The following is a 25,973-nucleotide window of genomic DNA, read 5'->3' as shown; positions in this document are numbered from 1 at the left end:
GAGCGCTGGCGAGGGGGCGTGGTGGTGTGTCCGCCCGGAGCACGGTGCGTGGGACTCGTTGGCAGAAGTGGCGGGGCGTGTAAGCCGTGTTGGCGAGGACGGACATACGGGCGCGGTCCCGCCTTCAAGACGGACGGCGCCGCAGTTGGCACGCCCCCGCAGGCGGAAGCGCTCGCGAGGAGTCGCGGCGGGGTGTCCACCGGAGCACGGTTCGCAGGTTCCCTCGCCGTAGCCCCCGCTCAGACCGTGATGGTCGCTGCCCCGCCCTACGCCAGCAGCGGCCGACCCCCCACCAGTTCGACCGCCCTGGCCCCCGCCCGACACCCCTCCGCCGCAGCCTCGCAAAGCCCCCCGCCGCCAAGACGCGCGGCAAGGAACGCCCCCGTGAACGCGTCGCCCGCCCCCGTCGAGTCCCGCGCGGCGGCAGGCTGAGCCGGGATCTCGGCCCGCACCTCACCGTCCCGGGCCACCAAGGCCCCCGCAGCGCCCCGCTTCACCACCACCACAGGGAACTGCTGACTCAACTTCGCAGCGGCCTCCGCCAGCAAAACGCCACCCGCAGCCCCCACCCCAGGCGCCCCCGCCAGCACCCGAACCTCCCCCTCACTCGGCAGCAACACATCCACTCCGTCCACCGCCGCAAGGAACCGCTCCACCCCAAGCTCCGCGAGGAAGCCCGCCGACGCAGGATCCACGCTTACCGGCACTCCACGCGCGCGTGCCGCCGCCAACGCCGTCTCGGCCACCGCCCTGCTCGGCCCCGCGAAGAACAAGTACCCCGACAGGTGCAGCCACCCCACGCCGTCCAGGAGCGCCGGCGACCAGTCCGCGGCAGACAGGCGCAGTGACGCGCCGCTGTCCGTCAGGAACGTCCGCTCGGCCCCGGCTCCGGCGCCCCCGTCGACCAGGCAGATCACGGTCCCCGTAGGCGCCTCGTGGTCGACGACGAGACGCGGGCGCACCCCCGCGCGCGTGAGCGCCTCCTCGTGCCACGTCACGGAGTCCGCACCCACCCGCCCCAGGAACCGCACGTCGCGGCATCCCCAAGAAGCCGCCCAACAGGCCACGTTGGCGCCCGCACCACCCGGCACCGTACGGATCGCCGCCGCCGTGTCCGTACCCGGAGCGAGCGGCGCACCGTGCCGCGCAACGATGTCCGTGACGACATCCCCGACCACCAGCAACGCCCCACCCCGCCCCGACGCCACCGCCTCGCCGTCCAGCGAGGTCTCCACCTCATCTCGCTGCACCGCCACCGCCTCGCCTTGCCGCGAGGGCTCCGCCTCACCCCGCCGAGACGCCACGGCCTCGCCTTGCCGCGAGGGCTCCACCTCACCCCGCCGCGGCGCCACGGCCTCGCCCTGCCCCGAGGGCTCCGCTTGGTCCCGCCCCGACGCCACCACCTCACCCCGCCGCGACATCACCGCCGCACCACCTTGCTGCCCCGAGGCCTCCGCCTCGCCCCACCGCGGCGCCATCGCGCCCTGCCCCGAGGGCTCCGCCTCGCCTGGCTGCACCGCCACCGCCTCACCCCGCCGCGACATCACCGCCGCATCACCCTGATGCCCCGAGGGTTCCGCGCGGCCCCGCCGCGACGTCTTCACCTCGCCCGGCCGCACCGCCACCGCCCCACCCCGGCATCACCGCCGCCCCCCGCTGCCCCCGAGATCTCCGCGCGGCCCCACCAAGACACACCACCGACCCCACCGAACCCTCACCACCCCACCAAGCCCACCCCGCCCAGCCCTCACACCCCACCCACCCCTCACCGCCCCACCCCTCACCGCCCCACCCAAGCCGCCGCAATCCGCCCCGCAAGCCGCACATTGCCCCGTACCGCCGCGAGATTGGCGCTCAGGGAGGCGCCGTTCGTGCGGTGGACCAGTTGGTCCAGGAGGAACGGGGTGACCGCCTGGCCGGTGATGCCTTGCTCGGCGCACGCCTCCAACGCCTCGGCGAGCACGCGCGCGTGGAGCGCGGGGTCGAGTTGCTCGGCCTCCGGTACGGGGTTCGTCACGAGCAGCGCGGACTCCGGGCCGCCGACCGCGTCCTGGGCCCGCATCACCGCCGCGACCTCCGCGGGCGTCCGCAGCGTCCAGTCCACCGGATGCCCGGAGTCGGTGAGGTAGAAGCCGGGGAAGCGGTCCGTCCCGTACCCGGCCACCGCCACGCCCAGCGTCTCCAGACGCTGCAGTGTCGCCGCCACGTCCAGGATCGACTTCACCCCGGCGCAGACCACCGTGATGCGCGTCCGGGCGAGCAACCCCAGGTCGGCGGACTCGTCCTGGGTCACCGTCCACTCCCGGTGCACCCCGCCGAGGCCACCCGTGGCGAACACTCGTACGCCCGCCCGTGCGGCGAGCAGCGCCGTCGCGGACACCGTCGTCGCCCCGCTCGCGCCCGCCGCGACCGCGAGCGCCAGATCCCGGTGGCCCAGCTTGCGGATGCCGTCCTCGTTCGCGACCCGTTCCAACTGCTGCTTGTCCAGGCCGACATGAGGCCGCCCGTCCAGTACGGCGATCGTCGCGGGGACCGCGCCCTCCGCGCGTACGACCTCTTCGAGCTCACGCGCGACCTGCAGATTCCGCGGGCGCGGCAGCCCGTGCGCGATGATCGTGGACTCCAGGGCGACGACCGGCCGCCGGTCCGCCACAGCCGCCTGTACCTCGTCGGACACCACCAACACGGGCCTGCCTCCTGCCTGTCGGGTCTCCCCTCATCCCTGGCGACCGGCGCGCCCTGCCAAACCCTTGCGACGCCGGGGACCGGCCAGCAGCCTGGGGGGCATGACGGACAACACGACACGTCTCGACCACGTCGTCCTGTGGGTGAGCGATCCCGCGGCGGCCGCCGGCTTCTACGAGAAGGTGCTGGGCCTCGAACCCCTGCGCGTCGCCGAGTACACGGCGGGCAAGGTCTCCTTCCCCTCCGTCCGGCTCAACGAAGAGACCATCTTCGACCTCGCCCCGCTCACGCTCGCCGAGCGCATGAACGTCGTCCCTGACGCCGACAAGAGCGCGGGCCACCCGGTCAACCACGTCTGCCTCGCCCTGACGGAAGCCGGCTTCGAGGCGTTGCGCGCCCGCTTGGAGGAGCACGGCACGCCGGTGTCGGACATCGGGCACGACGCGTTCGGCGCCCGCGGCAAGGCCCGCCGTAGCTTCTACTTCCGCGACCCGGACGGGAACATATTCGAGGCGCGGCACTACGGAGAGGAGAGGACGGAGGAAGAGGGGGCGGGCGCGGAGGAGGAGAGGTAGTTGAGAGGGGCCCCGGCCGCCCCGCCGTCAGGGCTTGTCCCAGACCACCCCGGTAAGGGCGCCCCGCCGCGCCCGGCTAGGGTGACCGGCCATGACCACGAATGATCAGGCCGTTGCGTCCTTTGCCGTGCACATTCCGGATGTCGACCTGGAGGCCGAGCCTCTCGACCCCGAGCAGATCGTGTCCGGCACCCCGGAGGTCACCGGCAAGGTTCTGTGGGAGTCGGCCGACGGCAAGCAGCTGCGCGGCATCTGGCAGATCACGCCCGGTGTGGTCACCGATACGGAGGCGAACGAGCTCTTCGTGGTCGTCAGCGGCCGCGCCACGATCGAGGTCGAGGGCGGCGACGTGATCGAGATCGGCCCCGGCGACGCGGCCGTCCTGCGCGAGGGCGACCGTACGACGTGGACCGTGCACGAGACGCTGCGCAAGGCGTACCACATCACGCTCGCCTGACCACCCGACACGTGTCGCGCACCCCGCGGGTCAGGCCTTCGTGACCGCCCTGCGGAGCGCCAGCGCCGCCATCGGCAGCAGTACGCACACCCCGATGAAGTTGAGCCAGCCGTAGCTCGCCCGCGCGACGATCAGGCCGGCCGCCGCGCCGCCGATGCCCGCCGCCGTGTTCATGGTCAGGTCCGAGAGGCCCTGCACGGCGGCCCGGGCGGGCTGCGGCACGGAGTCGGTGAGCAGCGCGGAGCCCGCCGGAGGGCGCCGGAGAAGCGCCCGGGCGGAGGCGGGAGCGTCAGAAGAGCGGCTCGGGCAGCACCCCTTCCAGCGCGAGAAGCTGCCGCTTGGTCTCGACGCCGCCGCCGAATCCGCCGATGCCGCCGTCCCGCTCGACCACCCGGTGGCACGGCACCACGACCGGCAGCGGATTGGCGCCCATCGCCATGCCGACCGCCTGCGCCGCGCCGGCCTGGCCGACCCGGCGGGCCAGGTCCCCGTACCCCACGACCGCGCCGTACGGAACGGTGGTCAGCTCGCGCAGGACCTGGCGGTTGAACCCGGAGATCAGCGACCAGTCGAGCGGCAGCTCGAAGTCGTGCCGCTCGCCCGCGAAGTAGGCCGCGAGCTGGCGTATGGGCTCGGCGAGCAGGGGGGACCCGGGTGCCTCGACCGGCTCGGCCCCCAGCCGGGAGCCGAGCCGCTCGATCGTCTTGTCGCGCACCTCGTCCGTGGCGTGGAAGGCGACGCTGACCAGGCCTTCGTCGGTCGCGGCGAGCAGCAGCGGGCCGATGTCGCTCGCGACGACGGCCCACACCACCTGCCGCCGGCCGATCTCGTCGTCAGTGCCCGGCCGGCCCCGCTCCTGCTGCCCCTCGGCGTTCATGTGGACCACCGTACGACCGGGCACTGACAACGAGGCCGACCGGACCTGCGCGGGCCTAGCCGGAGATGGCCTTGCGCACGACGTCGGGCGTGTTCGTGATGATGCCGTCCACCCGGAAGCCCGCCACCTTCCGCGCGGTCGCCGCGTCGTTCACGGTCCACGTGAAGATCTCCAGGCGCTTGCGGTGCGGCCCCTTGGTCGCGTGGATCGCGGCGACGTACTCACGCGAGACGGAGCCGTGCGTCGAGTTGATCTGGTCGGCGAACTTCGCGTACTTGGGCAGATCGGCGACCGCGGGCGTGCCGAGGAAGCCGGTCTTGACGTCGGGCCGCAGCTTGTGGACCTCCTTGACGCTGTCCGCGCTGAAGCTCTGGATGACGAGCTTGCTCTTGACGTGGTGCTTGTCCAGCCAGCCCGTCTTGCGCAGGACGGCGAGGCCCTGCTTCTCGATGCCCGGGTACAGCTCGGGCTTCTTGAACTCGAAGACCAGGCTCTGGTGGTTGCGCGAGACGCGGTTCATGTACTGCTTCAGCGTCGGCACCCGCTGGCCCGCGTACTTCGGGCTGAACCAGCTGCCCGCGTCCAGCCTGGCGATCTCCGCCGCGGTGAAGTCCTTGACCTTCCAGGGCGCGCGGCCGGGGAAGACCTGCTCGACGTTCGTGGTCCGCGTCAGGGTGTCGTCGTGCACGATCACGAGCTCGCCGTCCTTGGTGCGCTGGACGTCGTTCTCGACCCAGCGGAACCCCATGTCAGCCGCCTTGTCGATGGCTGCGAAAGTGTTCTCGGGCGCGTAGGCGGATGCGCCCCGGTGTGCGACGACCAGCGGTCTGTCGTACGAGGCGGGCGTCTGTGCGGGCGTCTGTGCGGGCGTCCGGGCGGACGTCGGCGCCGACTTCTGGTCGGCGGCCTGAGCGGTGGCGGAAGGGAGGACGAGTGCACCGGCTCCAAGAAGAGCGGCGGTGGTGGCAGCGGCAACGCGTGCGTACAACGGTGACTCCTCGCGCTATGCGGGCACGGACCGGATGAGAGTGACAGTTCACGGCCAACGCGAGACAGGTGCAGGATGGCCACAGGTTGAACGGAGACAGCCGGGTTTCTTTCCCGGAAAATCGTTCGCAAGTTCCGGAGTGAGCTTTACTCTCTGCGTCAGCCCATGGCCTGTCAGTGCACGGGCGACTGGGGTCACTTGGGTGCAATCCCGGGCATTTGGACAAATAGGCGGAAGGGCTACCGCTCATGCAGGGCACGGTCGACGGTTTCAGCTATGGACTTGTCACGCCGGTAGCGGCGTACCTCATGGCGTGTCTCGGCGGAGCGCTCGGCCTGCGCTGCACCACCAGGTCGCTGCTCGTCGCACACTCCTGGCGGCCCGGCTGGCTCGCCCTCGGGTCGGCGGCGATCGGGTCCGGCATCTGGACCATGCACTTCATCGCGATGATGGGCTTCACCGTTGAGGAAGCCCCGATCCATTACGACAAGGCGCTGACGTTCGCGAGTCTCGCCGTCGCCATCGTCATGGTCGGCATCGGGATCTTCATCGTGGGCTACCGCGGTGCGACCGGGACGGCGCTGTTCACCGGGGGCACGATCACCGGTCTGGGCGTCGCCTCGATGCACTATCTGGGAATGGCCGGTATGCGTCTGCGCGGGACGCTGGAGTACAACACCCTCACCGTCTCCGCGTCCGTCGTGATCGCCGTCGTCGCCGCCAGCGCGGCCCTGTGGGCCGCCGCGCAGGTCAGAGGTTTCCTCTGGAGCCTGGGTGCGAGCCTCGTCATGGGGCTCGCCGTCAGCGGCATGCACTACACGGGGATGGCCGCCCTCCGCGTCCATCTGCACGGCTCGTCCGCGGCGCCGGCCACGGGGGACTCGCCCGCCGAACTGCTCGCGCCCATGATGATCGGCCCGCTCGCCTTCCTGCTCCTGGCGGGGGTGATCGTGATGTTCGACCCGCTGATGGTGATGGGCAAGGCCGACCTCCAGAACGCCGCACAGCGGCAGCACGCCCCCTACCCCGTGCCGCGCTCAGGCGACCGGCACGCCCCGCGGACGGGCCGCAAGCCCTCGCAGCGACCCGGCTCCAAGACCCCGCAGAGCTGGTGATCCGACCCCGTTGTCAGTGCGGGGTCGTACGGTGGGTTCCATGCGGCCCGTATCCAAGATCGAACGCACGGTGGCACCTTTCGAGGTCGTCAGTGACTACACGCCAAGCGGCGACCAGCCGGCGGCCATCGCCGACCTGGAGCGGCGCATCAACGCAGGTGAGAAGGACGTCGTCCTGCTCGGCGCGACCGGCACCGGCAAGTCGGCCACCACCGCGTGGATGATCGAGAAGCTCCAGCGCCCCACCCTCGTGATGGCGCCGAACAAGACGCTCGCCGCCCAGCTGGCCAACGAGTTCCGAGAGCTCCTGCCGAACAACGCGGTGGAGTACTTCGTCTCGTACTACGACTACTACCAGCCCGAGGCGTACGTCCCGCAGTCGGACACGTACATCGAGAAGGACTCCTCGATCAACGAGGAAGTCGAGCGCCTGCGCCACTCCGCGACGAACTCGCTGCTCACCCGGCGTGACGTGATCGTGGTCGCCTCCGTCTCCTGCATCTACGGCCTCGGCACCCCGCAGGAATACGTCGACCGCATGGTGCCGCTCAAGGTCGGCGACGAGATCGACCGCGACCAGCTCCTGCGCCGCTTCGTCGACATCCAGTACACCCGCAACGACGTGGCCTTCGCGCGCGGCACCTTCCGGGTCCGCGGCGACACCATCGAGATCTTCCCGGTCTACGAAGAGCTGGCCGTCCGCATCGAGATGTTCGGCGACGAGATCGAGGCACTCTCCACGCTGCACCCCCTCACCGGCGAGGTCATCAGCGACGACGACCACCTGTACGTGTTCCCGGCCTCGCACTACGTGGCGGGCCCGGAGCGCATGGAGAAGGCGGTCAACGGCATCGAGAAGGAGCTCGCCGAGCGCCTGACCGAGCTGGAGAAGCAGGGCAAGATGCTGGAGGCCCAGCGCCTGCGCATGCGCACGACGTACGACCTGGAGATGCTCCGCCAGATCGGCTCCTGCTCCGGCATCGAGAACTACTCGATGCACTTCGACGACCGCGAGCCCGGCTCCGCGCCGAACACCCTCATCGACTACTTCCCCGAGGACTTCCTCCTCGTCATCGACGAGTCGCACGTCACGGTCCCGCAGATCGGCGCGATGTACGAGGGCGACGCCTCACGCAAGCGGACCCTGGTGGACCACGGCTTCCGCCTGCCGTCCGCGCTGGACAACCGCCCGCTGAAGTGGGAGGAGTTCCTCGGCCGCATCGGCCAGACCGTCTACCTCTCGGCGACTCCCGGGAAGTACGAGCTCTCGCGCGGCGACGGCTTCGTCGAGCAGATCATCCGCCCCACCGGCCTCATCGACCCGGAGGTCGTGGTCAAGCCCACCGAGGGCCAGATCGACGACCTGGTGCACGAGATCCGCACCCGCACCGAGAAGGACGAGCGCGTCCTGGTCACCACGCTCACCAAGAAGATGGCCGAGGACCTCACCGACTACTTCCTGGAACTGGGCATCCAGGTCCGCTATCTGCACAGCGACGTCGACACCCTGCGACGCGTCGAGCTCCTGCGCGAACTGCGCGCCGGTGAGTACGACGTCCTGGTCGGCATCAACCTCCTGCGCGAGGGACTCGACCTGCCCGAGGTCTCCCTGGTGTCGATCCTCGACGCCGACAAGCAGGGCTTCCTGCGCTCCGGCACCTCACTGATCCAGACCATCGGCCGCGCCGCCCGAAACGTCTCCGGCCAGGTCCATATGTACGCGGACAAGGTCACCCCCGCGATGGAGCAGGCCATCGAGGAGACGAACCGCCGCCGCGAGAAGCAGATCGCGTACAACAAGGAGAAGGGGATCGACCCGCAGCCGCTGCGCAAGAAGATCAACGACATCGTGTCGGCGATCGCGCGCGAGGAGGTCGACACGGAGCAGCTCCTCGGCACCGACTACCGCAAGGCGAAGGCCGACGCGGGGACGGCCGCCAAGGCGCCGGTGCCGGCGCTCGGCGGGAAGGCGGGCAAGGCGGCCAAGGGCAAGGCCGCCGAGAAGGTGCCCACGGACCGTCCCGCGGCCGAACTGGCCGAGCAGATCGAGGAGATGACGGCCCGCATGCGTGCCGCCGCCGGCGACCTCCAGTTCGAGATCGCCGCACGGCTGCGTGACGAGGTGTCAGAGATGAAGAAGGAGCTCAGGCAGATGAGGGAGGCGGGGCAGGCGTAGGCGTACTGCCTGGTGTGTTGCAAGACCGACACAAAGTGCTGTCCGCGGTACGGCACGGTCAGTGCCTCTGCATAGGGTGCTGGGCAACCGCACAGACCGGCGGTTGCCCAGGCAGTTCGAGAGGGGACAGCGCGTGACGGTCAACATGACCAAGGGTCAGGCCATCAGCCTGCAGAAGGACGACGGGGGCGCCCTGACCGCGGTGCGCATGGGGCTCGGCTGGCAAGCGGCCCCCAGGCGCGGCCTGTTCGGCACGCGCACGCGTGAGGTCGACCTGGACGCCTCGGCGGTCCTGTTCGCCGACAAGCAGCCGGTGGACGTCGTGTTCTTCCGTCACCTCGTCAGTGACGACGGTTCCGTGCGGCACACCGGTGACAACCTCGTCGGCGGTGTCGGCCAGGGCGGCGACGACGAGGCGATCCTTGTCGACCTGCAGCGGATCCCGGTCCACATCGACCAGATCGTCTTCACGGTCAACTCCTTCACGGGCCAGACGTTCCAGGAAGTGCAGAACGCGTTCTGCCGCCTGGTCGACGAGACCAACGGCCAGGAGCTCGCCCGGTACACGCTCGACGGCGGCGGTCAGTACACCGCGCAGATCATGGCGAAGGTCCACCGCGCCGGCGCGGGCTGGCAGATGACGGCCATCGGCAATCCCGCCAACGGCCGCACGTTCCAGGACCTGATGCCGTCGATCCTGCCGCAGCTCTAGCCACGCGGCACCAGTAAGTACTGAGGGCACGAGGGGGACGAAGGCGATGACGGCCGAGCTGGTCCGGGGGCAGAACCACCCGCTTCCCGAGACCCGTCTGGAGATCAGGGTCTCGGTCGGCAAGCCGATCGTGGCGGGGGTCACGCTCAGCGACGACCAGGGCAAGGTGCGCGGCACGGACTGGGTGGCCCATCCCGGGTCGCCGACGCTGCCGGGGCTCGAAGTGCCCCGGCAGGCCGCCGCCGACCACCGTCTCGCGGTGGACCTCGGCGCCGTGCCGGACGCGGTGCACCGGGTCAACGTCCTCCTCGCGCTGCCCGTCGGCGTCGGCGGACCGGTCAGCTTCGGCTCCCTCGCGGCCCCCTTCGTCGCCGTCACCGGCCTCGACGGCTCCGAGGTCGCCAGCTACACCATCACCGACCTGGACGCCGAGTCCGCCGTCGTCGCCCTGGAGCTCTACCGCAGGCAGGACGCCTGGAAGGTGCGCGCCGTCGGTCAGGGGTACGCGGGCGGTCTCGCCGACATGCTCACCGACCAGGGCCTGCCGCAGGCCCGTGAACTGGCGGGCTCGATCAACGAAGCGGTGGCCCAGGGCCTGGCCCGCTCGGTGGCCGCGCCGCCGCCCCGCTCCTCGGACGACGCCCGCGTGCGGACAACGGGGCAGACCGCCGCCCCCGGCCCGGGAGCGCCGGGCCCGGACAGCACCGCTGCCCCCCAGCCCGTCCCGGCGCCGCACCAGCCGGGCGACGCGAGCGCCACCACGGGTGCCACGGGCGGCCCGGTCAACTACACCCACCCCAGTCGCCAGACCAGCGCACCGCCGACGCCCCCGCCGGTCGCGGCCCCGGCCGAACCGGGCAAGCCCGCCCAGCCCGTGGCGGGCGACGCGACCGGCTGGTCCATGGAGGAGCGCCTCTACAACCAGGTGTGGGGCATGTTCGAGGACCTCGCCCGCAGCACGGCGGCGTACCGGAGCGCCGTCGACTTCGCCGAGTCGCGCATGGACCAGGAGCTCGACAAGGTCCTCTCCGACCCGCGCAGCCGTATCGGCAACACCGGGGACGTCGCGCGCGAGGCCGCCCGCGCCAAGCACGGCCTCCTCGTCGACCGGGCGAGGGCTGCCCTCGACCGCGACCTGGGCCAGCTCGCCGCCGAGTCCGAGGTCGTCGAGCCCGCCCTGCCCATGGCGTACGCGGGCTGGGACAGCCCCGTCTGGCATGCGTACCGCACCCCCATGGAAATCCCCATGGCCGTGCGCCTGGGCGACCTCCATCTGCCCGAGCGCCCCGATCTGCACATCCCGATGCTGGTCAGGCTGCCCCTGGAGCGCGGCCTGTGGATCGACAGCGGCCGCTCGTCGGGCACCGACTCCCTGGCCGACACGGACGAGCTGCGCCGCCTCGCCATGGACAGCGCGGTCGCGCACGCCGCGCGGCTGCTCGCGGTGTACCCCGCGGGCGAGTTCACCGTGCACGTCATCGACGCGGCGGGCTCCGCGGCCGGTGCGCTCTCCCCGCTGGTGACGGCGGGTGTGCTGAACGAGGCTCCGGCCGCCGGCGCGGCAGGGGTCTCCGCCGTACTGGCCAAGCTCACCCAGCGCGTGGACCTGGTCCAGATGGCGATCCGTGCGGGCGCCGCCGACGCGCTGCCGCCGGACCTGGACACCGCCGAGCAGCTCCTGATCGTCAACGACTTCCCGCACGGCTTCGACGACCGCGCCGTCACCCAGCTCCGCTATCTCGCGGACGAGGGCCCGGCGGTCGGCGTGCACCTGATGATGGTCGCCGACCGTGAGGACGCCGCCGAGTACGGCCCGCTGCTCGACCCGCTCTGGCGCGCGCTCCTGCGCCTGACCCCGGTGGCCGACGACCACCTCGCCGACCCCTGGGTCGGCCACGCGTGGACGTACGAGCCGCCGATGGCACCGCCCGGCAGCCGGGTGCTCCAGCAGGTCCTGGACCAGGTCGCGCGCGCCCGGCGCACGGGCGGCCGCTGACCTCGGCCGGCTACCGGTAAAGCGACTTTTGGCCTCCGCTGACCTGGGCTTTTGGCTCTTGTTTGCCATCTACTTTACTAAGTCTTGGTGTTTCGCGTACTCTTCTTGCAGCGGAGGGGAGTACTCCCGAACGCGACGTACCCGTCAATACGGACCGCCATCGGTCCCGGGGCGTCGGCCCGCGGGGCGGTGAGCCGCCTCGGGTGGAAGAGACCTCCGGCAGCGACGACGCTGATCAGTAGCCGTACGACGCCGGAGGCGCAGTGGACGTTTCAATGACCCTGTGGGTACTGACCATTCTTGGTCTGTGTGCCCTGATCGCGGTCGACTTCTTCATCGGCCGCAAGCCGCATGACGTGTCGATCAAGGAAGCCGGAATCTGGACGGTCGTCTGGATCGTGCTGGCCGCGCTCTTCGGAGTGGGCCTGCTGATCTGGGGCGGCGGCCAGGCGTCCGGCGAGTTCTTCGCGGGCTTCATCACCGAGAAGTCGCTCAGCGTCGACAACCTCTTCGTCTTCATCCTGATCATGGCGAAGTTCTCGGTGCCCACCCATCTCCAGCAGCGGGTGCTGCTCTTCGGCGTGCTGATCGCGCTCGTCCTGCGAGCGATCTTCATCGCCGCCGGTGCCGCGGTCATCGCCAACTTCTCCTGGGTCTTCTACATCTTCGGCGCGTTCCTGATCTACACCGCCTGGAAGCTCATCCAGGAGGCGCGCTCGGACGACGAGGAGGAGGACTTCGAGGAGAACCGTCTCCTGAAGGCCGCCGAGAGGAAGTTCGGCGTCGCCGACCAGTACCACGGCACCAAGCTGTTCATCAAGAAGAACGGCAAGAAGATCATGACGCCCCTCATGGTCGTCATGCTCGCCATCGGCACCACCGATGTGCTCTTCGCCATGGACTCGATCCCCGCGATCTTCGGCCTCACCCAGGACCCGTACATCGTCTTCACGGCGAACGCCTTCGCCCTGATGGGTCTGCGCCAGCTGTACTTCCTCATCGGCGGACTGCTCAAGAAGCTGGTCCACCTCAGCTACGGCCTGTCGGTCATCCTGGGCTTCATCGGCGTGAAGCTGGTCCTTCACGCACTGCACGAGAACGGCGTGCACGTCCCCGAGATCTCCATCCCGGTCTCGCTCGGCGTCATCTGCGGTGTCCTGGTCATCACGACGATCACCAGCCTCTTCGCCTCCAGGAAGCAGGCCGAGAAGGCGGCCGCGGAGAAGGCGGCCGATGAGACTCCGAAGGACAGCATCGAGGCCTGACGGCGTCGGTCGCAGGAGTTCCCATACGGGGTGTGGCCCGCGGCGGATTGCCGCGGGCCACACCCCGTGCTTGCTTGGACGTATGAAATTCGTCCAGATGATTGAGTTCGAGACCGACCGCATCGACGAGATGCGGGCCTTGGTCGAGCAGGAAGAACAGCAGGCGAAGGGCCGCGAGGGCGGCCCCACGCACCGCCTCGTCCTTCAGGACCGGGGTAGCCCCCGCCGCTTCTTCGTGCTGATGGAGTTCGCGTCGGCCGAGGACGCGCAGCGCAACAGCGACGCCCCGGAGACGGTGAAGATGGCCGAGCGGCTCGCCGGGATGTGCACGAGCGGCCCGTCCTTCACGGACTGCGACGTACGGGAGATGACAGAACTGAAGTAGCGGGGCCCGGCCGCCCGGTGCAGCATCGGAGCATGATCACTCGGCTCCGGGCACTCGCCACCCAGTGGACCGCGGTCGTGCCGGTCCTCGCCGTCGTCCTGCTCGCCCTCACCTGGGGACGCGATCTGCCGGGCGTGGTCGTGGCCGTGGTGACGCTCGTGCTCGCCGGGGCCGTGCTCGCCGCCGTGCACCACGCGGAGGTGATCGCGCACCGCGTCGGCGAACCCTTCGGCTCCCTCGTCCTCGCCGTCGCCGTGACGATCATCGAGGTCGCGCTGATCGTCACCCTGATGGCCGACGGCGGCGACAAGAGCGCGACGCTGGCCCGCGACACCGTGTTCGCCGCCGTGATGATCACCTGCAACGGCATCATCGGCCTGTGTCTGCTGGTGGGCGCACTCCGCCACCGCGTCGCCATCTTCCAGTCCGAGGGCACCGGCGCCGCCCTCGCGACCGTCGCCACGCTCGCCACCCTCAGCCTGGTCCTGCCGACCTTCACCACGAGCAAGCAGGGCCCGGAGTTCTCCACGGCGCAGCTCACGTTCGCCGCCCTCGCCTCGCTCGTCCTGTACGGCCTGTTCGTGGCCACGCAGACCGTGCGCCACCGCGAGTACTTCCTGCCGATCACCCGTAAGGGCGAGGTGATCGACTCCGAGGACGCCGCGGGCCCCTCCACCCGCAGCGCCCAGATCAGCCTGGGCCTGCTCGCCCTCGCCCTGATCGGCGTGGTCGGCCTCGCCAAGGGGGTCTCGCCGACCATCGAGTCCGGCGTGGAGAGCGCCGGCATGCCGCACTCCGTGGTCGGCGTGATCATCGCGCTGCTCGTGCTGCTCCCGGAGACCATCGCCGCCGTCCGCGCCACTCGCCGCGACCGGGTGCAGACCAGCCTCAACCTCGCCCTGGGGTCCGCGATGGCCAGCATCGGCCTGACCATCCCGGCCGTCGCGGTCGCCTCCGTCTGGCTCTCCGGACCACTCGTGCTCGGACTGGGCCCGACCCACATGGTGCTGCTCGCCCTCACCGTGATCGTCGGCACGCTCACGGTCGTGCCGGGACGCGCCACGCTGCTGCAGGGCGGCGTCCACCTGGTGCTGTTCGCGGCCTACCTGGAGCTCGCGGTCACGCCGTGACCGGGGCGGGTTCCGCGACGGGGCGCGTCTCGGGCAGCAGGGCGAAGCAGCCCAGGCTCAGCAGGGCCACGGCCGTCAGATAGGCCGCGACGCCCCACGGCGTGCCCTCGCCGCGCGCCGCCGCCGTCGCCACGATCGGAGTGAGCGCGCCCCCGAGCACCCCGCCCAGGTTGTAGCCCACCGCGGCGCCCGTGCAGCGCACCCGCGGCTCGTACAGCTCGGGCAGATACGCGGCGATCACGGCGAACATCGTGATGAACGCCAGCATCGCCACCAGGAAGCCGAGGAACATCAGCAGCGGCTCGCCGGTCGCGAGCAGCGCGATCATCGGGAACATCCAGAGCGCGCAGAGCGCACACCCCAGCAGACAGAGGGGCCGCCGCCCGTACCGGTCACCGAGCATCGCGACCACGGGCGTCAGCGCGCCCTTCACCACGACCGCCGCCATGATGCAGGCGAGCATGACCGTGCGGCTCACGCCGAGCCGCTCCACCCCGTAGGCCAGGGACCACGTCGTCACGGCGTAGAACACGGCGTACCCGACGGCGAGCGCGCCCGCCGTGAGCAGCACGAGCCGCCAGTGCTCGCGCACCACTTCGGCGAGCGGCACGCGCGCGTGCTCCCGCAGTTCCAGGAAGCTCGGGCTCTCCGCGAGGGACGCACGCAGCGCGAGCCCGGCCGCCGCGAGCACACCCGCGGCCCAGAACGGCACGCGCCAGCCCCAGGAGGCGAACTGCGCGTCGGTGAGCGTCACCGAGAGCACCAGCATGATCCCGTTGGCAAGGAGAAACCCCAGCGAGGGCCCCATCTGCGGAAAGCTCGACCACAGCCCGCGCCGCTCGGTCGGCGCGTGCTCGGCGGTCAGCAGCACGGCCCCGCCCCACTCCCCGCCGAGCCCGAGCCCCTGCAGGAACCGCAGCACCAGGAGCAGCACCGGAGCGGCGGTACCGATCGAGTCGTACGTGGGCACACAGCCGACGGCGACGGTCGCGAGGCCGGTCAGGAGCAGCGAACCGATGAGGACGGGCCGCCGCCCGCGCCGGTCGCCGATGTGCCCGAAGAGGACGGACCCGAGGGGCCGCGCCACGAAGCCCACTCCGAAGGTCGCGAAGGCGGCGAGAGTTCCCGCCAGCGGCGAGAAGGTCGGGAAGAAGAGCGGGCCGAGCACCAGGGCCGCGGCCGTCCCGTAGAGGAAGAAGTCGTAGAACTCGATGGCGGTCCCGGCGAGTGAGGCGGCCGCGAGCCGCGGCAGGGAAGGAGGCTCGGCGGGGGAGTGGCTCTTGCGCATGCCGCGTCAACTACCCGCTGTGACGGCCGGTTACGGGGGCGTGCGGAGGTGCGGAGTCGTTGCTCAGTACGCTGACGGCATGACGCGCACTCTTGCCAACGCCCCGATCATGATCTTGAACGGCCCCAATCTGAACCTGCTCGGTCAGCGCCAGCCCGAGATCTACGGCTCCGACACCCTTGCCGACGTCGAGACGCTGTGCGCCAAGGCGGCAGCGGCGCATGGCGGCACCGTGGACCTGCGGCAGAGCAACCACGAGGGGCAGCTGGTGGACTGGATCCACGAGGCGCGCGAGCACCACGCGGGCATCGTCATCAACCCGGCGGCCTACTCACACACGTCGGTCGCGATCCTGGACGCGCTCAACACCTGTGACGGCTTGCCGGTGGTGGAGGTCCACATCTCCAACATCCATCAGCGTGAGGCGTTCCGGCACCACTCGTACGTCTCCCAGCGCGCCGACGGCGTCATCGCGGGGTGCGGTGTCCAGGGGTACGCGTTCGCGGTGGAGCGGGTGGCGGCGCTGGTCGGCGCGGCCTGACCTGCCGGCCGCGCCCGCGGCTCCGTCGGCTCACCAGCCCCGCTTGCGCCACTCCGCGACGTGCGGGCGCTCGGTGCCCAGTGTCGTGTCGTTCCCGTGGCCGGGGTAGACCCAGGTCTCGTCGGGGAGCGTGCCGAAGATCTTCGTCTCGACGTCGTTCAGCAGGCTCGCGAAGGCCTGCGGGTCCTGGTGCGTGTTGCCGATGCCGCCCGGGAAGAGGCAGTCGCCGGTGAAGACGTGCGGGTGGCCGTGCGGGTCGTCGTACACGAGGGCGATCGAGCCCGGTGTGTGGCCCACCAGGTGACGCGCGGTGAGCGAGACGTGGCCGACCCGCACGGTGTCGCCGTCCACGAGCGGGACGTCCGTGGGCACCGGGATGCCCACGGCGTCCTCGCGGCCCGCGTAGGTCCGGGCGCCGGTGGCCTCGACGACCGCGGCGAGGGCCTGCCAGTGGTCGCCGTGCTGATGCGTGGTGACGACGGACGCGATGCCGTCGTCACCGATCAGCGTGAGCAGCGTCTCGGCGTCGTTCGCCGCGTCGATCAGAAGCTGCTCGTCCGTGGCTCGGCAGCGCAGCAGGTACGCGTTGTTGTCCATCGGGCCGACCGCGACCTTCGAGATCATCAGGTCCTGCAGCTCGTGCACGTCCGCACCGCCGCCGACCTTCACTGCTCCGCTGTACGTCATGCGTCTCAGCCTATAGCGGCGGCAGGGAGGGCAGGAGGCCGCCTTCAGCCGTCAGCGCGGAGCCGTCACGACGGCCCGAGAGCCAGCCGACCACGTCGGACGCGGGGCCGGAAACAGTGACCTCGGGCGCACTGTCCCGGCCGGTGGTCCACGCGTGCGTGCCGTCCGTCAGCCGCGTCGGTGGCACATCGGCGTTCCCGGAGAAGCGAGCCGCCAGGAAAGCGATCTCCCGCTGCACGAATTCCTCGGGCAGGTCTTCGAGCTCGTACCCGATGCCGAGGTCGACGTGGTGCAGGTCGACCTCGACCCACCGCCGGAACGGCACACGGGACGCGGAGTCGGTCACTCCGTTGCGCATCGTGATGGTGCGGGACCAGTCGGCCGGGATCGCGGCCTGCTCCTGGAAGCGCTCCGCGGCCTCGCGTACGTCGGTGAGCTGCTCGGCCAGGGGCCGGGGCGCGTCCCGCTCGATGTCCGCGTCCCGCGCGTCACCGCTGATGTACATGGGCCGCCCGGCGAGGACATTCACGAGCGCGTCCGCGTTACGGGCGAGGTGGGCGAGGACGTGGCCACGGGTCCAGCCCGGCAGCCGTGACGGCTCGGCGGTCGAATCGTTGTTCAGTTTCGCGGCTGCGGTGAGCAGCCGGTCGGTCGCGTCACGTACAGACGCCAGGTCGCGCACATGATCAATCATGCGCCCGACGATAGTCGCGCCACACGTTCGGGTGAAGGTGTGGGAGCGGCACCGCAAATCGAATGCACGTGCTATATGGTCGGGTGCGGCATCGGGCATTCTTGATGGTCCGGGTTTGTTATCAACCAGGGCATCCGCCCCGGCGTTGTCAGTGGCTCGCCCTAGTCTGTGAATGACGGGGGTCCCGCCCCTGTCACTTCTCTCAAGAAAGGTGCGGACCGGCGTGGCCGACCGTCTCATCGTCCGTGGCGCGCGCGAGCACAATCTCAAGAACGTCTCGCTCGACCTCCCGCGTGACTCCCTCATCGTCTTCACCGGGCTCTCCGGGTCGGGCAAGTCCTCGCTCGCGTTCGACACGATCTTCGCCGAGGGCCAGCGGCGGTACGTGGAATCGCTGTCCTCGTACGCCCGGCAGTTCCTCGGCCAGATGGACAAGCCGGACGTCGACTTCATCGAGGGCCTCTCGCCCGCGGTCTCCATCGACCAGAAGTCGACCTCGCGCAACCCGCGCTCCACGGTCGGCACCATCACCGAGGTGTACGACTACCTCCGCCTGCTCTTCGCGCGCATCGGCAAGCCGCACTGCCCCGAGTGCGGCCGTCCCATCTCCCGCCAGTCGCCGCAGGCCATCGTCGACAAGGTCCTGGAGCTGCCGGAAGGCAGCCGCTTCCAGGTCCTCTCGCCGCTGGTGCGCGAGCGCAAGGGCGAGTTCGTCGACCTCTTCGCCGACCTCCAGACCAAGGGCTACAGCCGTGCGCGGGTCGACGGCGAGACGATCCAGCTCTCCGAGCCGCCCACGCTGAAGAAGCAGGAGAAGCACACCATCGAGGTGGTCATCGACCGCCTCACGGTGAAGGACTCCGCCAAGCGCCGCCTGACCGACTCCGTGGAGACCGCGCTCGGCCTCGCCGGCGGCATGGTCGTGCTCGACTTCGTCGACCTCCCCGAGGACGACCCCGAGCGCGAGCGCATGTACTCGGAGCACCTCTACTGCCCGTACGACGACCTGTCCTTCGAGGAGCTCGAGCCCCGCTCCTTCTCCTTCAACTCGCCCTTCGGCGCCTGCCCGGACTGCACGGGCATCGGCACGCGCATGGAGGTCGACCCCGAGCTGATCATCCCGGACGAGGACAAGTCGCTCGACGAGGGCGCCATCCACCCCTGGTCGCACGGCCACACCAAGGACTACTTCGGGCGCCTCGTCGGAGCGCTCGCCGACGCCCTCGGCTTCTCCACCGACATGCCCTGGGCGGGGCTCCCGCAGCGCGCCAAGAAGGCCCTCCTGTACGGCCACAAGACGCAGATCGAGGTGCGCTACCGAAACCGGTACGGCCGTGAGCGGGTCTACACCACCGCCTTCGAAGGCGCCGTCCCCTTCGTCAAGCGCCGCCACAGCGAGGCCGAGAGCGACGCGAGCCGCGAGCGCTTCGAGGGCTACATGCGCGAGGTGCCCTGCCCCACCTGTGAGGGCACGCGTCTCAAGCCGATCGTCCTGGCCGTCTCGGTCATGGGGAAGTCCATCGCCGAGGTCTCCGCGATGTCCATCAGCGACTGCGCGGACTTCCTCGCCGAGCTGAAGCTGGGCGCCCGCGACAAGAAGATCGCCGAGCGCGTCCTCAAGGAGGTCAACGAACGGCTGCGCTTCCTGGTCGACGTGGGCCTGGACTACCTCTCCCTGAACCGCGCGGCGGGCACCCTCTCCGGCGGTGAGGCCCAGCGCATCCGTCTGGCCACGCAGATCGGCTCCGGCCTCGTCGGCGTCCTGTACGTACTGGACGAGCCGTCCATCGGCCTGCACCAGCGCGACAACCACCGCCTGATCGAGACCCTCGTGCGCCTGCGCGACATGGGCAACACACTCATCGTCGTCGAGCACGACGAGGACACCATCAAGGTCGCCGACTGGGTCGTCGACATCGGCCCCGGCGCGGGCGAGCACGGCGGCAAGGTCGTGCACAGCGGCTCCATGAAGGAGCTGCTGACCAACGCCGAGTCGGTGACGGGGCAGTATCTGTCGGGCAAGAAGTCCATTCCGGTGCCGGACCTGCGCCGCCCCGCGGACCCCTCCCGTCAGCTGACGGTGCACGGTGCCCGGGAGAACAACCTCCAGGACATCGACGTCTCCTTCCCGCTCGGCGTCCTCACCGCGGTCACGGGTGTCTCGGGCTCCGGCAAGTCGACGCTCGTCAACGACATCCTCTACACGCACCTGGCGCGCGAGCTGAACGGCGCCCGGTCCGTCCCCGGACGGCACACGCGCGTGGACGGCGACGACCTCGTCGACAAGGTCGTGCACGTCGACCAGTCGCCCATCGGCCGCACCCCGCGGTCGAACCCGGCGACGTACACCGGAGTCTTCGACCACGTCCGCAGGCTGTTCGCGGAGACGATGGAGGCGAAGGTGCGGGGTTATCTCCCCGGCCGCTTCTCCTTCAACGTCAAGGGCGGTCGCTGCGAGAACTGCTCCGGTGACGGCACGATCAAGATCGAGATGAACTTCCTGCCGGATGTGTACGTCCCCTGCGAGGTCTGCCACGGGGCGCGCTACAACCGCGAGACGCTGGACGTCCACTACAAGGGCAAGTCCATCGCCGAGGTCCTGGACATGCCGATCGAGGAAGCGCTCGACTTCTTCGAGGCGGTGCCGGCCATCTCCCGTCACCTGCGCACGCTCAACGACGTGGGCCTCGGGTACGTCCGGCTCGGCCAGTCCGCGCCGACGCTCTCCGGTGGTGAGGCCCAGCGCGTGAAGCTGGCCTCCGAGCTCCAGAAGCGCTCGACGGGCCGCACCGTGTACGTACTCGACGAGCCGACCACCGGTCTGCACTTCGAGGACATCAGCAAGCTGATCACGGTCCTGTCCGGCCTTGTCGACAAGGGCAACACGGTCATCGTCATCGAGCACAACCTCGATGTCATCAAGACCGCGGACTGGGTCGTCGACATGGGCCCCGAGGGTGGCAACGGCGGCGGTCTGGTCGTCGCCGAGGGCACGCCCGAGGAGGTCGCCGGAGTCACGACGAGCCACACGGGCAAGTTCCTGCGGGACATCCTCGCCGCGGACCGGATCAGCGACGCGGTTCCTTCGCAGGGGCGCAGGCCCGCGAAGAAGGCCGCGGTGAAGAAGACCGCCGCGAAGAAGGCGGTGGCGGCGAGCGCCGGCACCGGGACGGCGAAGAAGACGGCGACCGTCAAGACGGGGGCCGCGAAGTCCACGGCCGCCAAGAAGGCCACCGCGAAGAAGGCCACCGCCACGAAGGCCGCTCCGAAGAAGGCCGTCAAGGCTCGTAAGGCCTGACCTGGCCGTACGGATCTGGCGGTACGGACCTGCGGGTCCGCCGTGAACGGGCCGCCGGACAAGTTCCCTTGTCCGGCGGCCCGTTCCTGTGTTCGCCTTGGCCATATGGCCGTACGCAGTGAACGTGAAGGTCCCGTCACCACGATCGTGTTGTCCCGCCCCGACGTGCGCAACGCCGTCAACGGGCCCACGGCCCGTGCCCTCGCCGACGCGTTCCGCGCCTTCGACGCGGACCCCGACGCGTACGTCGCCGTGCTGTGGGGCGAGGGCGGCACGTTCTGTGCCGGAGCTGATCTCAAGTCCATCGGGACGCCCACCGGGAACGAGGCGACCGAGAAGGGCGACGGGCCCATGGGCCCGACGCGCATGCGGCTCTCCAAGCCCGTCATCGCGGCGATCTCCGGACACGCGGTCGCCGGAGGCCTGGAGCTCGCGCTCTGGTGCGATCTGCGGGTCGCCGAGGAAGACGCCGTACTCGGAGTGTTCTGCCGCCGCTGGGGCGTCCCGCTCATCGACGGCGGGACCGTACGGCTGCCCCGGCTCATCGGTGAGAGCCGGGCCATGGACCTGGTGCTCACCGGCCGCCCCGTCCCCGCGGCGGAGGCGCTCGCGATGGGCCTGGTCAACCGGACCGTACCGTCGGGCACCTCCCGGCCCGCGGCCGAGCGTCTGGCCGCGGAGATCGCCGCGTTCCCGCAGACCTGCCTCCGCAACGACCGCCTTTCCGTCCAGGAGCAGGGCGGCCTGACCGAGGAGGAGGCGATGGCGGGCGAACTCCGCCACGGCCTGCGGTCCCTGACCGAGGCGGCGGACGGCGCGGCCAGATTCACCGCGGGGGCGGGGCGGCACGGGGCCTTCGCCGAGGGCGCGGGCGCGGGCGAGGGCGCGGGCGAGGGCGCGGGCGCGGGTGAGGGCGGTGGCGGGGGAGACGCGGGGCCGGCCGTCGGCTAGCCCGCGGCGGGCGCGGCCTCCGGCTCCAGGAACTGCATGTCCAGCTGGATCTTCACCACGTCACCGAGCAGCCCGGCACCGAAGTCGAGCCCGTAGTCACCGCGGCTGATCTCCCCGGTCGCCTCGAACCCCGCACGGCGCCGGGCGTCGCCGGGGAAAGCCTGCAGTCCGCCGAACTCCACGGCGAGGGTGAGGGGTTTCGTCACGTCACCGATGGTCAGTTCGCCCTCCAGGGTCCACTCGTCCTCCTTGCCGAGGACCCGCGTCGACCGGAACGTCATGGTGGGGCGGCGCTCCACGTCCAGGAGGTCCGGCGCGCGGACATGGGCGTCGCGGTCCTTGTTGCCGGTGTCGACGGACGCCAGTGCGACGGTCGCCGTCACCGACGAGGTCTCGGCGCTCTCGCCCACGACCAGTCCGGCACTCACCTCCGTGAACCGTCCCCGCACCTTCGAGATCCCCAGGTGGCGGATGGTGAAGTTGACGGCGGAGTGGAACGGGTCCATTTCCCAGCTTCCGGCGGGGAGGGGGAGCGCGGTCGTCGCTGCGGTGCTCGTGTCAGAAGTCATGCCCTCCACCATGCGAGGCCGCCCCCGGCCGAGGAAGGCCGGGCCGAGACTGGTAGTGACAGGGCCACGATCCGGCCCCGGGACCGCTGGTACGTTCGGCCGGTGAGCGAGAATGAGCTGGGCACCTTCCTGCGCACCTGCCGTGAAGCGGTCACGCCCGCCGAAGTCGGGCTCCCCACCGGCCCCCGGCGCCGCACGCCGGGCCTGCGCCGGTCCGAGGTCGCCACGCTCGCCGGCGTCAGCGTCGAGTACCTCGCCCGCCTCGAACAGGGCCGGGACCGCCACCCCTCCCCGCAGGTGATGGGCGCGCTCGCGGACGCCCTGCGGCTGTCCGTGGCGGAACGCTTCCACCTGCGCCGGCTGGAGAAGGAGACGAGCGGCGACCCCTGCTGCCCGACGGCGAGCGAGCCCTCCCGGACGGTGCGCCCCACCGTGCGGGCGCTCATCGACCGCATGGAGCCCACCCCCGCCGTCCTGTTCAACCGGCTCGGCGACGTCCTCGCGTACACCTCGGGCTACGAGCGGATCGTGGGGCCCATCGGGCTCCTCGACGGAGAGCGGCCCAATCTCATCCGGTACCTGTTCACCGACGAGCGGGCCCGCGCCGCCTACCCCGAGTGGGAGCGGATCGCCGACGAGCAGGTCGCCTCGCTGCGGGCCGGATCCATGCTCACCGACCCCCACGCCGAGGGATTCGCCGACGAGCTGACCGTCATAGCCGGTGCGCCGTTCGCCGACCGGATGACGGCCGTGCCGCGGCTGCCCCGGCACAGCGGCGTCGAATCCCTGACGCACCCGGAGGCCGGCGCGCTGCGCCTCTCGTACGAGACGCTGGCCCTGCCCGACGCCGACGGCCAGCGCCTGGTCGTCCACCTGCCGGCCGACGAAGCCTCGTCGGCCGCGCTCGACCGCCTCAACGGCCGCAAGCCGGGCGGCCTCCGCGCGGTGACGGGCTGACGGGCCCGCGTCGCTGCCCTCGGGTGGGCCTTGAGCCCTACCCCAGCTCCTTCGCGTACGGCGGCTCGGCGCCCGCGCGCGACACGGTGACGGCCGCCGCGCGTGCCGCGAAGCGCAGGACCTCGCCCCAGCTGTCCGCGCCGAGGCCGGACAGTGACTCCACGGACAGCGCGTCCCGGGCGGAAAGCCCGTGCAGCAGGGCCGCGTTGACCGTGTCGCCCGCGCCGATGGTGTCCACCACGTCGACCGGCTCGCCCGGCACCGACCACTCACCGCCGTCCCGCGTGAAGACGGTGAGCCCCTTGCCGCCCCGGGTGATCACCACGGCGCCCGGGCCGGACGCGAGCCACTCGCGCGGCGTTCCGCCGATCCAACTCGCGTCCTCCTCCGACAGTTTGAGCAGGGCGACCGACGGCAGCCAGCTCTTGAACCGGGCCCGGTAGGCGTTCGCGTCCGGGATCAGACCCGCCCGGATGTTGGGGTCGAGCGCCGTGAAGACGCCCCGCGCCGCCTCCCGGCGCATCAGCTGTTCGTATGCGCTCGCGCCCGGTTCGAGGACGAGCGAGCAGGTGCCGAACGACACCGCGCGTACGTCGTCGGGCAGTCGCTCCGGGGCCGCGAAGAGCCGGTCCGCCGTGCCCTCCACGTAGAAGGAGTAACCGGCGGAGCCGTCTGCTCCGATCGAGGCGACCGCGAGCGTCGTCGGCTCGGCGCCCCGCTGGACGTACGACACGTCGACACCCGCGGCCCGCAGCCCGGCGAGCAGCGCGTCGCCGAACGCGTCCGCCGAGATCCGCGAGCAGAAGGCGACGGGGGAGCCGAGCCGGCCGAGGGCCACCGCGGTGTTGTACGGACCGCCGCCGAGCCGCGGAGCGAGCGCGGGCAGCCCGGCATCACCACTGCCCGGGGCACCGGCGGGCTCCTGCGGGACGAGGTCGATCAGGGCCTCTCCGGCGACGACGATCACGGGTGGTTCCTCTCGGCTCTGAGGTCGTGGCTCAGCGGTCGTGGCTCTGCGGGGCCTGGCTCAGCGGTCGTGCTCCCCGGCTTCCGCCACAGGCTAGAGCTTCCCGGCGCGCCCGGCCCGACACGGGCGGCACTCGGGCACGGCCGCGCCCAACGCGGGCAGGCGGCACCCCACCGGTATGGTCTGATCCGTCACCGAAGCGCCTGACCTGTGGAGATTCCATGCCCGGTACGCCGCCCCCCGCTCGCCGCACGGTGCTGCGCGCCGCCGCCATTGTCCCGGCCGCAGGGCTGGGGATCACAGCCTGCTCGTCCGGCGGTGGCGACGGCGGCTCCAACCGTTCGGCGCCGACCGCCCCGGTGGACCTCGGTGGGTCCGACGAGGTGAAGGTGGGCGCCTCGAAGCTCTACGCCGACGAGAACGTGGTCGTGAGCCGCATCTCGGACGACGAGTACAAGGCGTTCAGCACGATCTGCACGCACGCCAAGTGCCGCATCAACAAGCTCGAGGGGCACAAGCTCATCTGCCCCTGCCACGGAAGCCAGTTCGACGCCACGAACGGCAAGGTGCTGCACGACCCGGCCGTCAATCCGCTCGCGGAGCTGCCGGTCAAGGTCGAGGACGGCAAGATCGTCGCGGGCCCCGGGGCCTAGCCCGGGATCGGCGGGCGGCTCACTCCCAGTCCCACGCGATCCCCAGGATCCCCGCCCGCACCTGCGGCTCCACGAGGTGCACCGACCGGTGGCTGCCGCTCAGCGTCAGCTCCTGGCGCCCGCCGCGCGGCGCGGCGGCCGAATGCTGCGTGAAGCGGTGGCAGCGTACGGGCAGGGCGCCCTCGTCGAAGCGCACCTGGAGCGCGTACTGCCCGCCCGCGAACGTGAAGCCCCGGAAGTACTCGGTGGCCGCCCCGGCGGTGCCGTCCTCGAAGCCGTAGCGGAACAGGTGGGTGTCGCCCGCGCGCAGGCGCGCGTCGAAGAGCAGCTCGGCGACGAGCACCCCCGTCTCGTGATGCCACCGCACACGTCCCGTGCGGCAGTTCTCCAGGGCGCGGACGCCGACACGCTCGGGTGCGCAGCCGGGGTCGCCGTGGTAGATCGCGAGGTAGCGGTCCACGGCGTCCCGATGGGCGCGCACGACGTGCTGCGAGTCGCGGCCGAGCAGCTCACGGCGCTCGCCGATCCGCACCCGCTCGTGGTGGCCGATGGTGTGCAGGCCGCCGTCGAGCGGCGACCCGAGCTCGGCGATCAGCTCCTGGACGACGTCGGAGGCGTCGAGGAGGGAGCGGTAGGAGCGGGCGGCGGGGCGTTCGCAGTCGGGGTGCTCGGAGGGCTTGGCGAGCAGCCGGATCAGTGACTCCTCGGGGAGATCGAGGATCTCCTCCAGGGCGCGCACGGCCCGGAGCGACTCGGTGCGCTGGGGGCGCCGGGCGCCCTGCTGCCAGTAACTCAGGCTCGTCACCCCGACGTTGACGCCCTGGCGCGCCAGATGATGCCGTACGCGTTGCAGGGGAAGGCGCCGTGCGGCGATCGCGGCCCGCAGTGCCACGTGGAAGGGGCCGGTGCGCAGGGCGGCCTCCAGGTCCGCAGGCGTGCCGTCCGCGAGCTGCGTGCCGTGCTGCCGCATCACAAGGCCCTTCTGTGAACATTCACACCGGCCGTCC

Annotated in this window: 24 protein-coding genes and 1 pseudogene; 14 read left to right on the top strand and 11 right to left on the bottom strand. The window is 71.0% G+C overall.

What is annotated here, in order from left to right; genetic code table 11:
- Window positions 1-266 precede the first annotated feature (266 nt).
- Window positions 267-1,208 (bottom strand): PfkB family carbohydrate kinase, encoded by a 942-nt coding sequence (locus tag AB0E78_RS01000; RefSeq protein ID WP_361828433.1) that lies wholly within the window; start codon window positions 1,206-1,208, stop codon window positions 267-269.
- 572 nt (window positions 1,209-1,780) lie between these two features.
- Complete coding sequence (locus AB0E78_RS00995; RefSeq protein ID WP_361826490.1) at window positions 1,781-2,686, bottom strand: pseudouridine-5'-phosphate glycosidase; 906 nt, start codon at window positions 2,684-2,686, stop codon at window positions 1,781-1,783.
- A 100-nt stretch (window positions 2,687-2,786) separates the two neighbouring features.
- Here AB0E78_RS00995 and AB0E78_RS00990 point away from each other — a divergent pair, with 100 nt between their 5' ends.
- Window positions 2,787-3,260: a VOC family protein gene (locus tag AB0E78_RS00990; protein ID WP_361826487.1), complete on the top strand. Its 474-nt coding sequence runs from the start codon at window positions 2,787-2,789 to the stop codon at window positions 3,258-3,260.
- 91 nt (window positions 3,261-3,351) lie between these two features.
- Window positions 3,352-3,717, top strand: coding sequence for a cupin domain-containing protein (locus AB0E78_RS00985; protein WP_361826484.1), 366 nt, complete (start codon window positions 3,352-3,354; stop codon window positions 3,715-3,717).
- Window positions 3,718-3,747: 30 nt separating this feature from the next.
- On the opposite strand, the pseudogene AB0E78_RS00980 reads toward AB0E78_RS00985, so the two are convergent.
- The 3 genes and pseudogenes from AB0E78_RS00980 to AB0E78_RS00970 form a co-directional block, all read right to left on the bottom strand.
- A pseudogene (locus tag AB0E78_RS00980) lies at window positions 3,748-3,980 on the bottom strand (MFS transporter); the annotation flags it as partial.
- 26 nt (window positions 3,981-4,006) lie between these two features.
- A complete protein-coding gene (locus AB0E78_RS00975) occupies window positions 4,007-4,594 on the bottom strand; it encodes a methylated-DNA--[protein]-cysteine S-methyltransferase (RefSeq protein WP_361826481.1) in 588 nt (195 codons plus the stop codon).
- A gap of 55 nt (window positions 4,595-4,649) precedes the next feature.
- The gene (locus tag AB0E78_RS00970; RefSeq protein WP_361826478.1) at window positions 4,650-5,582 is read right to left on the bottom strand and encodes a glycerophosphodiester phosphodiesterase family protein; all 933 of its coding nucleotides are present in this window, start codon (window positions 5,580-5,582) and stop codon (window positions 4,650-4,652) included.
- 248 nt (window positions 5,583-5,830) lie between these two features.
- On the opposite strand from AB0E78_RS00970, the gene AB0E78_RS00965 reads away from it, so the two are divergent.
- The 7 genes from AB0E78_RS00965 to AB0E78_RS00935 all read left to right on the top strand — a co-directional run bounded on the left by AB0E78_RS00965 (window position 5,831) and on the right by AB0E78_RS00935 (window position 14,361).
- Window positions 5,831-6,697, top strand: coding sequence for an MHYT domain-containing protein (locus AB0E78_RS00965; RefSeq protein WP_361826475.1), 867 nt, complete (start codon window positions 5,831-5,833; stop codon window positions 6,695-6,697).
- 40 nt (window positions 6,698-6,737) lie between these two features.
- Window positions 6,738-8,873 carry an excinuclease ABC subunit UvrB gene (gene uvrB / locus AB0E78_RS00960; protein ID WP_361826472.1) on the top strand — a complete coding sequence of 712 codons (2,136 nt, stop codon included), beginning with the start codon at window positions 6,738-6,740 and terminating at the stop codon, window positions 8,871-8,873.
- Between the two features lie 133 nt (window positions 8,874-9,006).
- The gene (locus tag AB0E78_RS00955) at window positions 9,007-9,585 is read left to right on the top strand and encodes a TerD family protein (protein ID WP_361826469.1); all 579 of its coding nucleotides are present in this window, start codon (window positions 9,007-9,009) and stop codon (window positions 9,583-9,585) included.
- 46 nt (window positions 9,586-9,631) lie between these two features.
- Window positions 9,632-11,581 carry a TerD family protein gene (locus tag AB0E78_RS00950; protein WP_361826466.1) on the top strand — a complete coding sequence of 650 codons (1,950 nt, stop codon included), beginning with the start codon at window positions 9,632-9,634 and terminating at the stop codon, window positions 11,579-11,581.
- Between the two features lie 275 nt (window positions 11,582-11,856).
- Window positions 11,857-12,846, top strand: a complete 990-nt coding sequence (locus AB0E78_RS00945; RefSeq protein WP_361826463.1) for a TerC family protein — start codon at window positions 11,857-11,859, stop codon at window positions 12,844-12,846.
- 97 nt (window positions 12,847-12,943) lie between these two features.
- Window positions 12,944-13,231 carry a hypothetical protein gene (locus tag AB0E78_RS00940; RefSeq protein WP_361826460.1) on the top strand — a complete coding sequence of 96 codons (288 nt, stop codon included), beginning with the start codon at window positions 12,944-12,946 and terminating at the stop codon, window positions 13,229-13,231.
- A 32-nt stretch (window positions 13,232-13,263) separates the two neighbouring features.
- Complete coding sequence (locus tag AB0E78_RS00935; protein WP_361826457.1) at window positions 13,264-14,361, top strand: ionic transporter y4hA; 1,098 nt, start codon at window positions 13,264-13,266, stop codon at window positions 14,359-14,361.
- Here AB0E78_RS00935 and AB0E78_RS00930 read toward each other — a convergent pair.
- Entirely contained in the window at window positions 14,351-15,649 is a 1,299-nt protein-coding gene (locus AB0E78_RS00930; RefSeq protein WP_361826454.1) for an MFS transporter, read from the bottom strand. The two genes, AB0E78_RS00935 and AB0E78_RS00930, sit on opposite strands and share 11 nt — an antisense overlap.
- Window positions 15,650-15,728: 79 nt before the next feature.
- Here AB0E78_RS00930 and aroQ point away from each other — a divergent pair, with 79 nt between their 5' ends.
- The gene (gene aroQ / locus AB0E78_RS00925; RefSeq protein WP_361826451.1) at window positions 15,729-16,190 is read left to right on the top strand and encodes a type II 3-dehydroquinate dehydratase; all 462 of its coding nucleotides are present in this window, start codon (window positions 15,729-15,731) and stop codon (window positions 16,188-16,190) included.
- Window positions 16,191-16,220: 30 nt separating this feature from the next.
- Here aroQ and AB0E78_RS00920 read toward each other — a convergent pair whose 3' ends face one another.
- Window positions 16,221-16,877, bottom strand: a complete 657-nt coding sequence (locus AB0E78_RS00920) for an MBL fold metallo-hydrolase (protein WP_361826448.1) — start codon at window positions 16,875-16,877, stop codon at window positions 16,221-16,223.
- A gap of 10 nt (window positions 16,878-16,887) precedes the next feature.
- Complete coding sequence (locus AB0E78_RS00915; RefSeq protein WP_361826445.1) at window positions 16,888-17,571, bottom strand: maleylpyruvate isomerase family mycothiol-dependent enzyme; 684 nt, start codon at window positions 17,569-17,571, stop codon at window positions 16,888-16,890.
- Between the two features lie 223 nt (window positions 17,572-17,794).
- On the opposite strand from AB0E78_RS00915, the gene uvrA reads away from it, so the two are divergent.
- Together uvrA and AB0E78_RS00905 are read left to right on the top strand one after the other, a co-directional pair.
- A complete protein-coding gene (gene uvrA / locus AB0E78_RS00910; RefSeq protein ID WP_361826442.1) occupies window positions 17,795-20,869 on the top strand; it encodes an excinuclease ABC subunit UvrA in 3,075 nt (1,024 codons plus the stop codon).
- 105 nt (window positions 20,870-20,974) lie between these two features.
- On the top strand, window positions 20,975-21,820 hold the full coding sequence (locus AB0E78_RS00905) for a crotonase/enoyl-CoA hydratase family protein (RefSeq protein ID WP_361826439.1): 846 nt from the start codon (window positions 20,975-20,977) through the stop codon (window positions 21,818-21,820).
- On the opposite strand, the gene AB0E78_RS00900 is transcribed toward AB0E78_RS00905, so the two are convergent.
- Entirely contained in the window at window positions 21,817-22,389 is a 573-nt protein-coding gene (locus AB0E78_RS00900) for a YceI family protein (RefSeq protein ID WP_361826436.1), read from the bottom strand. The genes AB0E78_RS00905 and AB0E78_RS00900 overlap by 4 nt on opposite strands.
- Window positions 22,390-22,491: 102 nt before the next feature.
- Between AB0E78_RS00900 and AB0E78_RS00895 the strand changes: the two genes are divergently transcribed.
- Window positions 22,492-23,346, top strand: a complete 855-nt coding sequence (locus AB0E78_RS00895) for a helix-turn-helix transcriptional regulator (RefSeq protein ID WP_361826433.1) — start codon at window positions 22,492-22,494, stop codon at window positions 23,344-23,346.
- A gap of 37 nt (window positions 23,347-23,383) precedes the next feature.
- Here the strand turns inward: AB0E78_RS00895 and AB0E78_RS00890 are convergent, their stop codons facing one another.
- The gene (locus AB0E78_RS00890) at window positions 23,384-24,313 is read right to left on the bottom strand and encodes a carbohydrate kinase (protein ID WP_361826430.1); all 930 of its coding nucleotides are present in this window, start codon (window positions 24,311-24,313) and stop codon (window positions 23,384-23,386) included.
- Window positions 24,314-24,534: 221 nt separating this feature from the next.
- Between AB0E78_RS00890 and AB0E78_RS00885 the strand changes: the two genes are divergently transcribed.
- Window positions 24,535-24,966, top strand: a complete 432-nt coding sequence (locus AB0E78_RS00885) for a Rieske (2Fe-2S) protein (RefSeq protein ID WP_361826428.1) — start codon at window positions 24,535-24,537, stop codon at window positions 24,964-24,966.
- Window positions 24,967-24,985: 19 nt separating this feature from the next.
- Here the strand turns inward: AB0E78_RS00885 and AB0E78_RS00880 are convergent, their stop codons facing one another.
- Window positions 24,986-25,936 (bottom strand): hypothetical protein, encoded by a 951-nt coding sequence (locus tag AB0E78_RS00880; RefSeq protein ID WP_361826425.1) that lies wholly within the window; start codon window positions 25,934-25,936, stop codon window positions 24,986-24,988.
- Window positions 25,937-25,973: the final 37 nt, after the last annotated feature.

Origin of the sequence: Streptomyces sp. NPDC032198 (genome assembly GCF_040636975.1) — a bacterium.
In the GTDB taxonomy this organism is placed as follows: Bacteria; Actinomycetota; Actinomycetes; order Streptomycetales; family Streptomycetaceae; genus Streptomyces.
This window is presented reverse-complemented; position numbering and strand designations above follow the sequence as displayed.

Excerpts from the sequence above, each read along its gene's own strand:
- AB0E78_RS00885 (WP_361826428.1), top strand. The coding sequence starts at position 24,535 with ATGCCCGGTACGCCGCCCCCCGCTCGCCGCACGGTGCTGCGCGCCGCC.
- AB0E78_RS00985 (WP_361826484.1), top strand. The coding sequence starts at position 3,352 with ATGACCACGAATGATCAGGCCGTTGCGTCCTTTGCCGTGCACATTCCG.
- AB0E78_RS00950 (WP_361826466.1), top strand. The coding sequence starts at position 9,632 with ATGACGGCCGAGCTGGTCCGGGGGCAGAACCACCCGCTTCCCGAGACC.
- AB0E78_RS00940 (WP_361826460.1), top strand. The coding sequence starts at position 12,944 with ATGATTGAGTTCGAGACCGACCGCATCGACGAGATGCGGGCCTTGGTC.
- AB0E78_RS00990 (WP_361826487.1), top strand. The coding sequence starts at position 2,787 with ATGACGGACAACACGACACGTCTCGACCACGTCGTCCTGTGGGTGAGC.
- AB0E78_RS00905 (WP_361826439.1), top strand. The coding sequence starts at position 20,975 with ATGGCCGTACGCAGTGAACGTGAAGGTCCCGTCACCACGATCGTGTTG.
- AB0E78_RS00975 (WP_361826481.1), bottom strand. The coding sequence starts at position 4,594 with ATGAACGCCGAGGGGCAGCAGGAGCGGGGCCGGCCGGGCACTGACGAC.
- AB0E78_RS00930 (WP_361826454.1), bottom strand. The coding sequence starts at position 15,649 with ATGCGCAAGAGCCACTCCCCCGCCGAGCCTCCTTCCCTGCCGCGGCTC.
- AB0E78_RS00935 (WP_361826457.1), top strand. The coding sequence starts at position 13,264 with ATGATCACTCGGCTCCGGGCACTCGCCACCCAGTGGACCGCGGTCGTG.
- AB0E78_RS00880 (WP_361826425.1), bottom strand. The coding sequence starts at position 25,936 with ATGCGGCAGCACGGCACGCAGCTCGCGGACGGCACGCCTGCGGACCTG.
- AB0E78_RS00945 (WP_361826463.1), top strand. The coding sequence starts at position 11,857 with ATGACCCTGTGGGTACTGACCATTCTTGGTCTGTGTGCCCTGATCGCG.
- AB0E78_RS00965 (WP_361826475.1), top strand. The coding sequence starts at position 5,831 with ATGCAGGGCACGGTCGACGGTTTCAGCTATGGACTTGTCACGCCGGTA.
- AB0E78_RS00900 (WP_361826436.1), bottom strand. The coding sequence starts at position 22,389 with ATGACTTCTGACACGAGCACCGCAGCGACGACCGCGCTCCCCCTCCCC.
- aroQ (WP_361826451.1), top strand. The coding sequence starts at position 15,729 with ATGACGCGCACTCTTGCCAACGCCCCGATCATGATCTTGAACGGCCCC.
- uvrB (WP_361826472.1), top strand. The coding sequence starts at position 6,738 with ATGCGGCCCGTATCCAAGATCGAACGCACGGTGGCACCTTTCGAGGTC.
- AB0E78_RS00915 (WP_361826445.1), bottom strand. The coding sequence starts at position 17,571 with ATGATTGATCATGTGCGCGACCTGGCGTCTGTACGTGACGCGACCGAC.
- AB0E78_RS00920 (WP_361826448.1), bottom strand. The coding sequence starts at position 16,877 with ATGACGTACAGCGGAGCAGTGAAGGTCGGCGGCGGTGCGGACGTGCAC.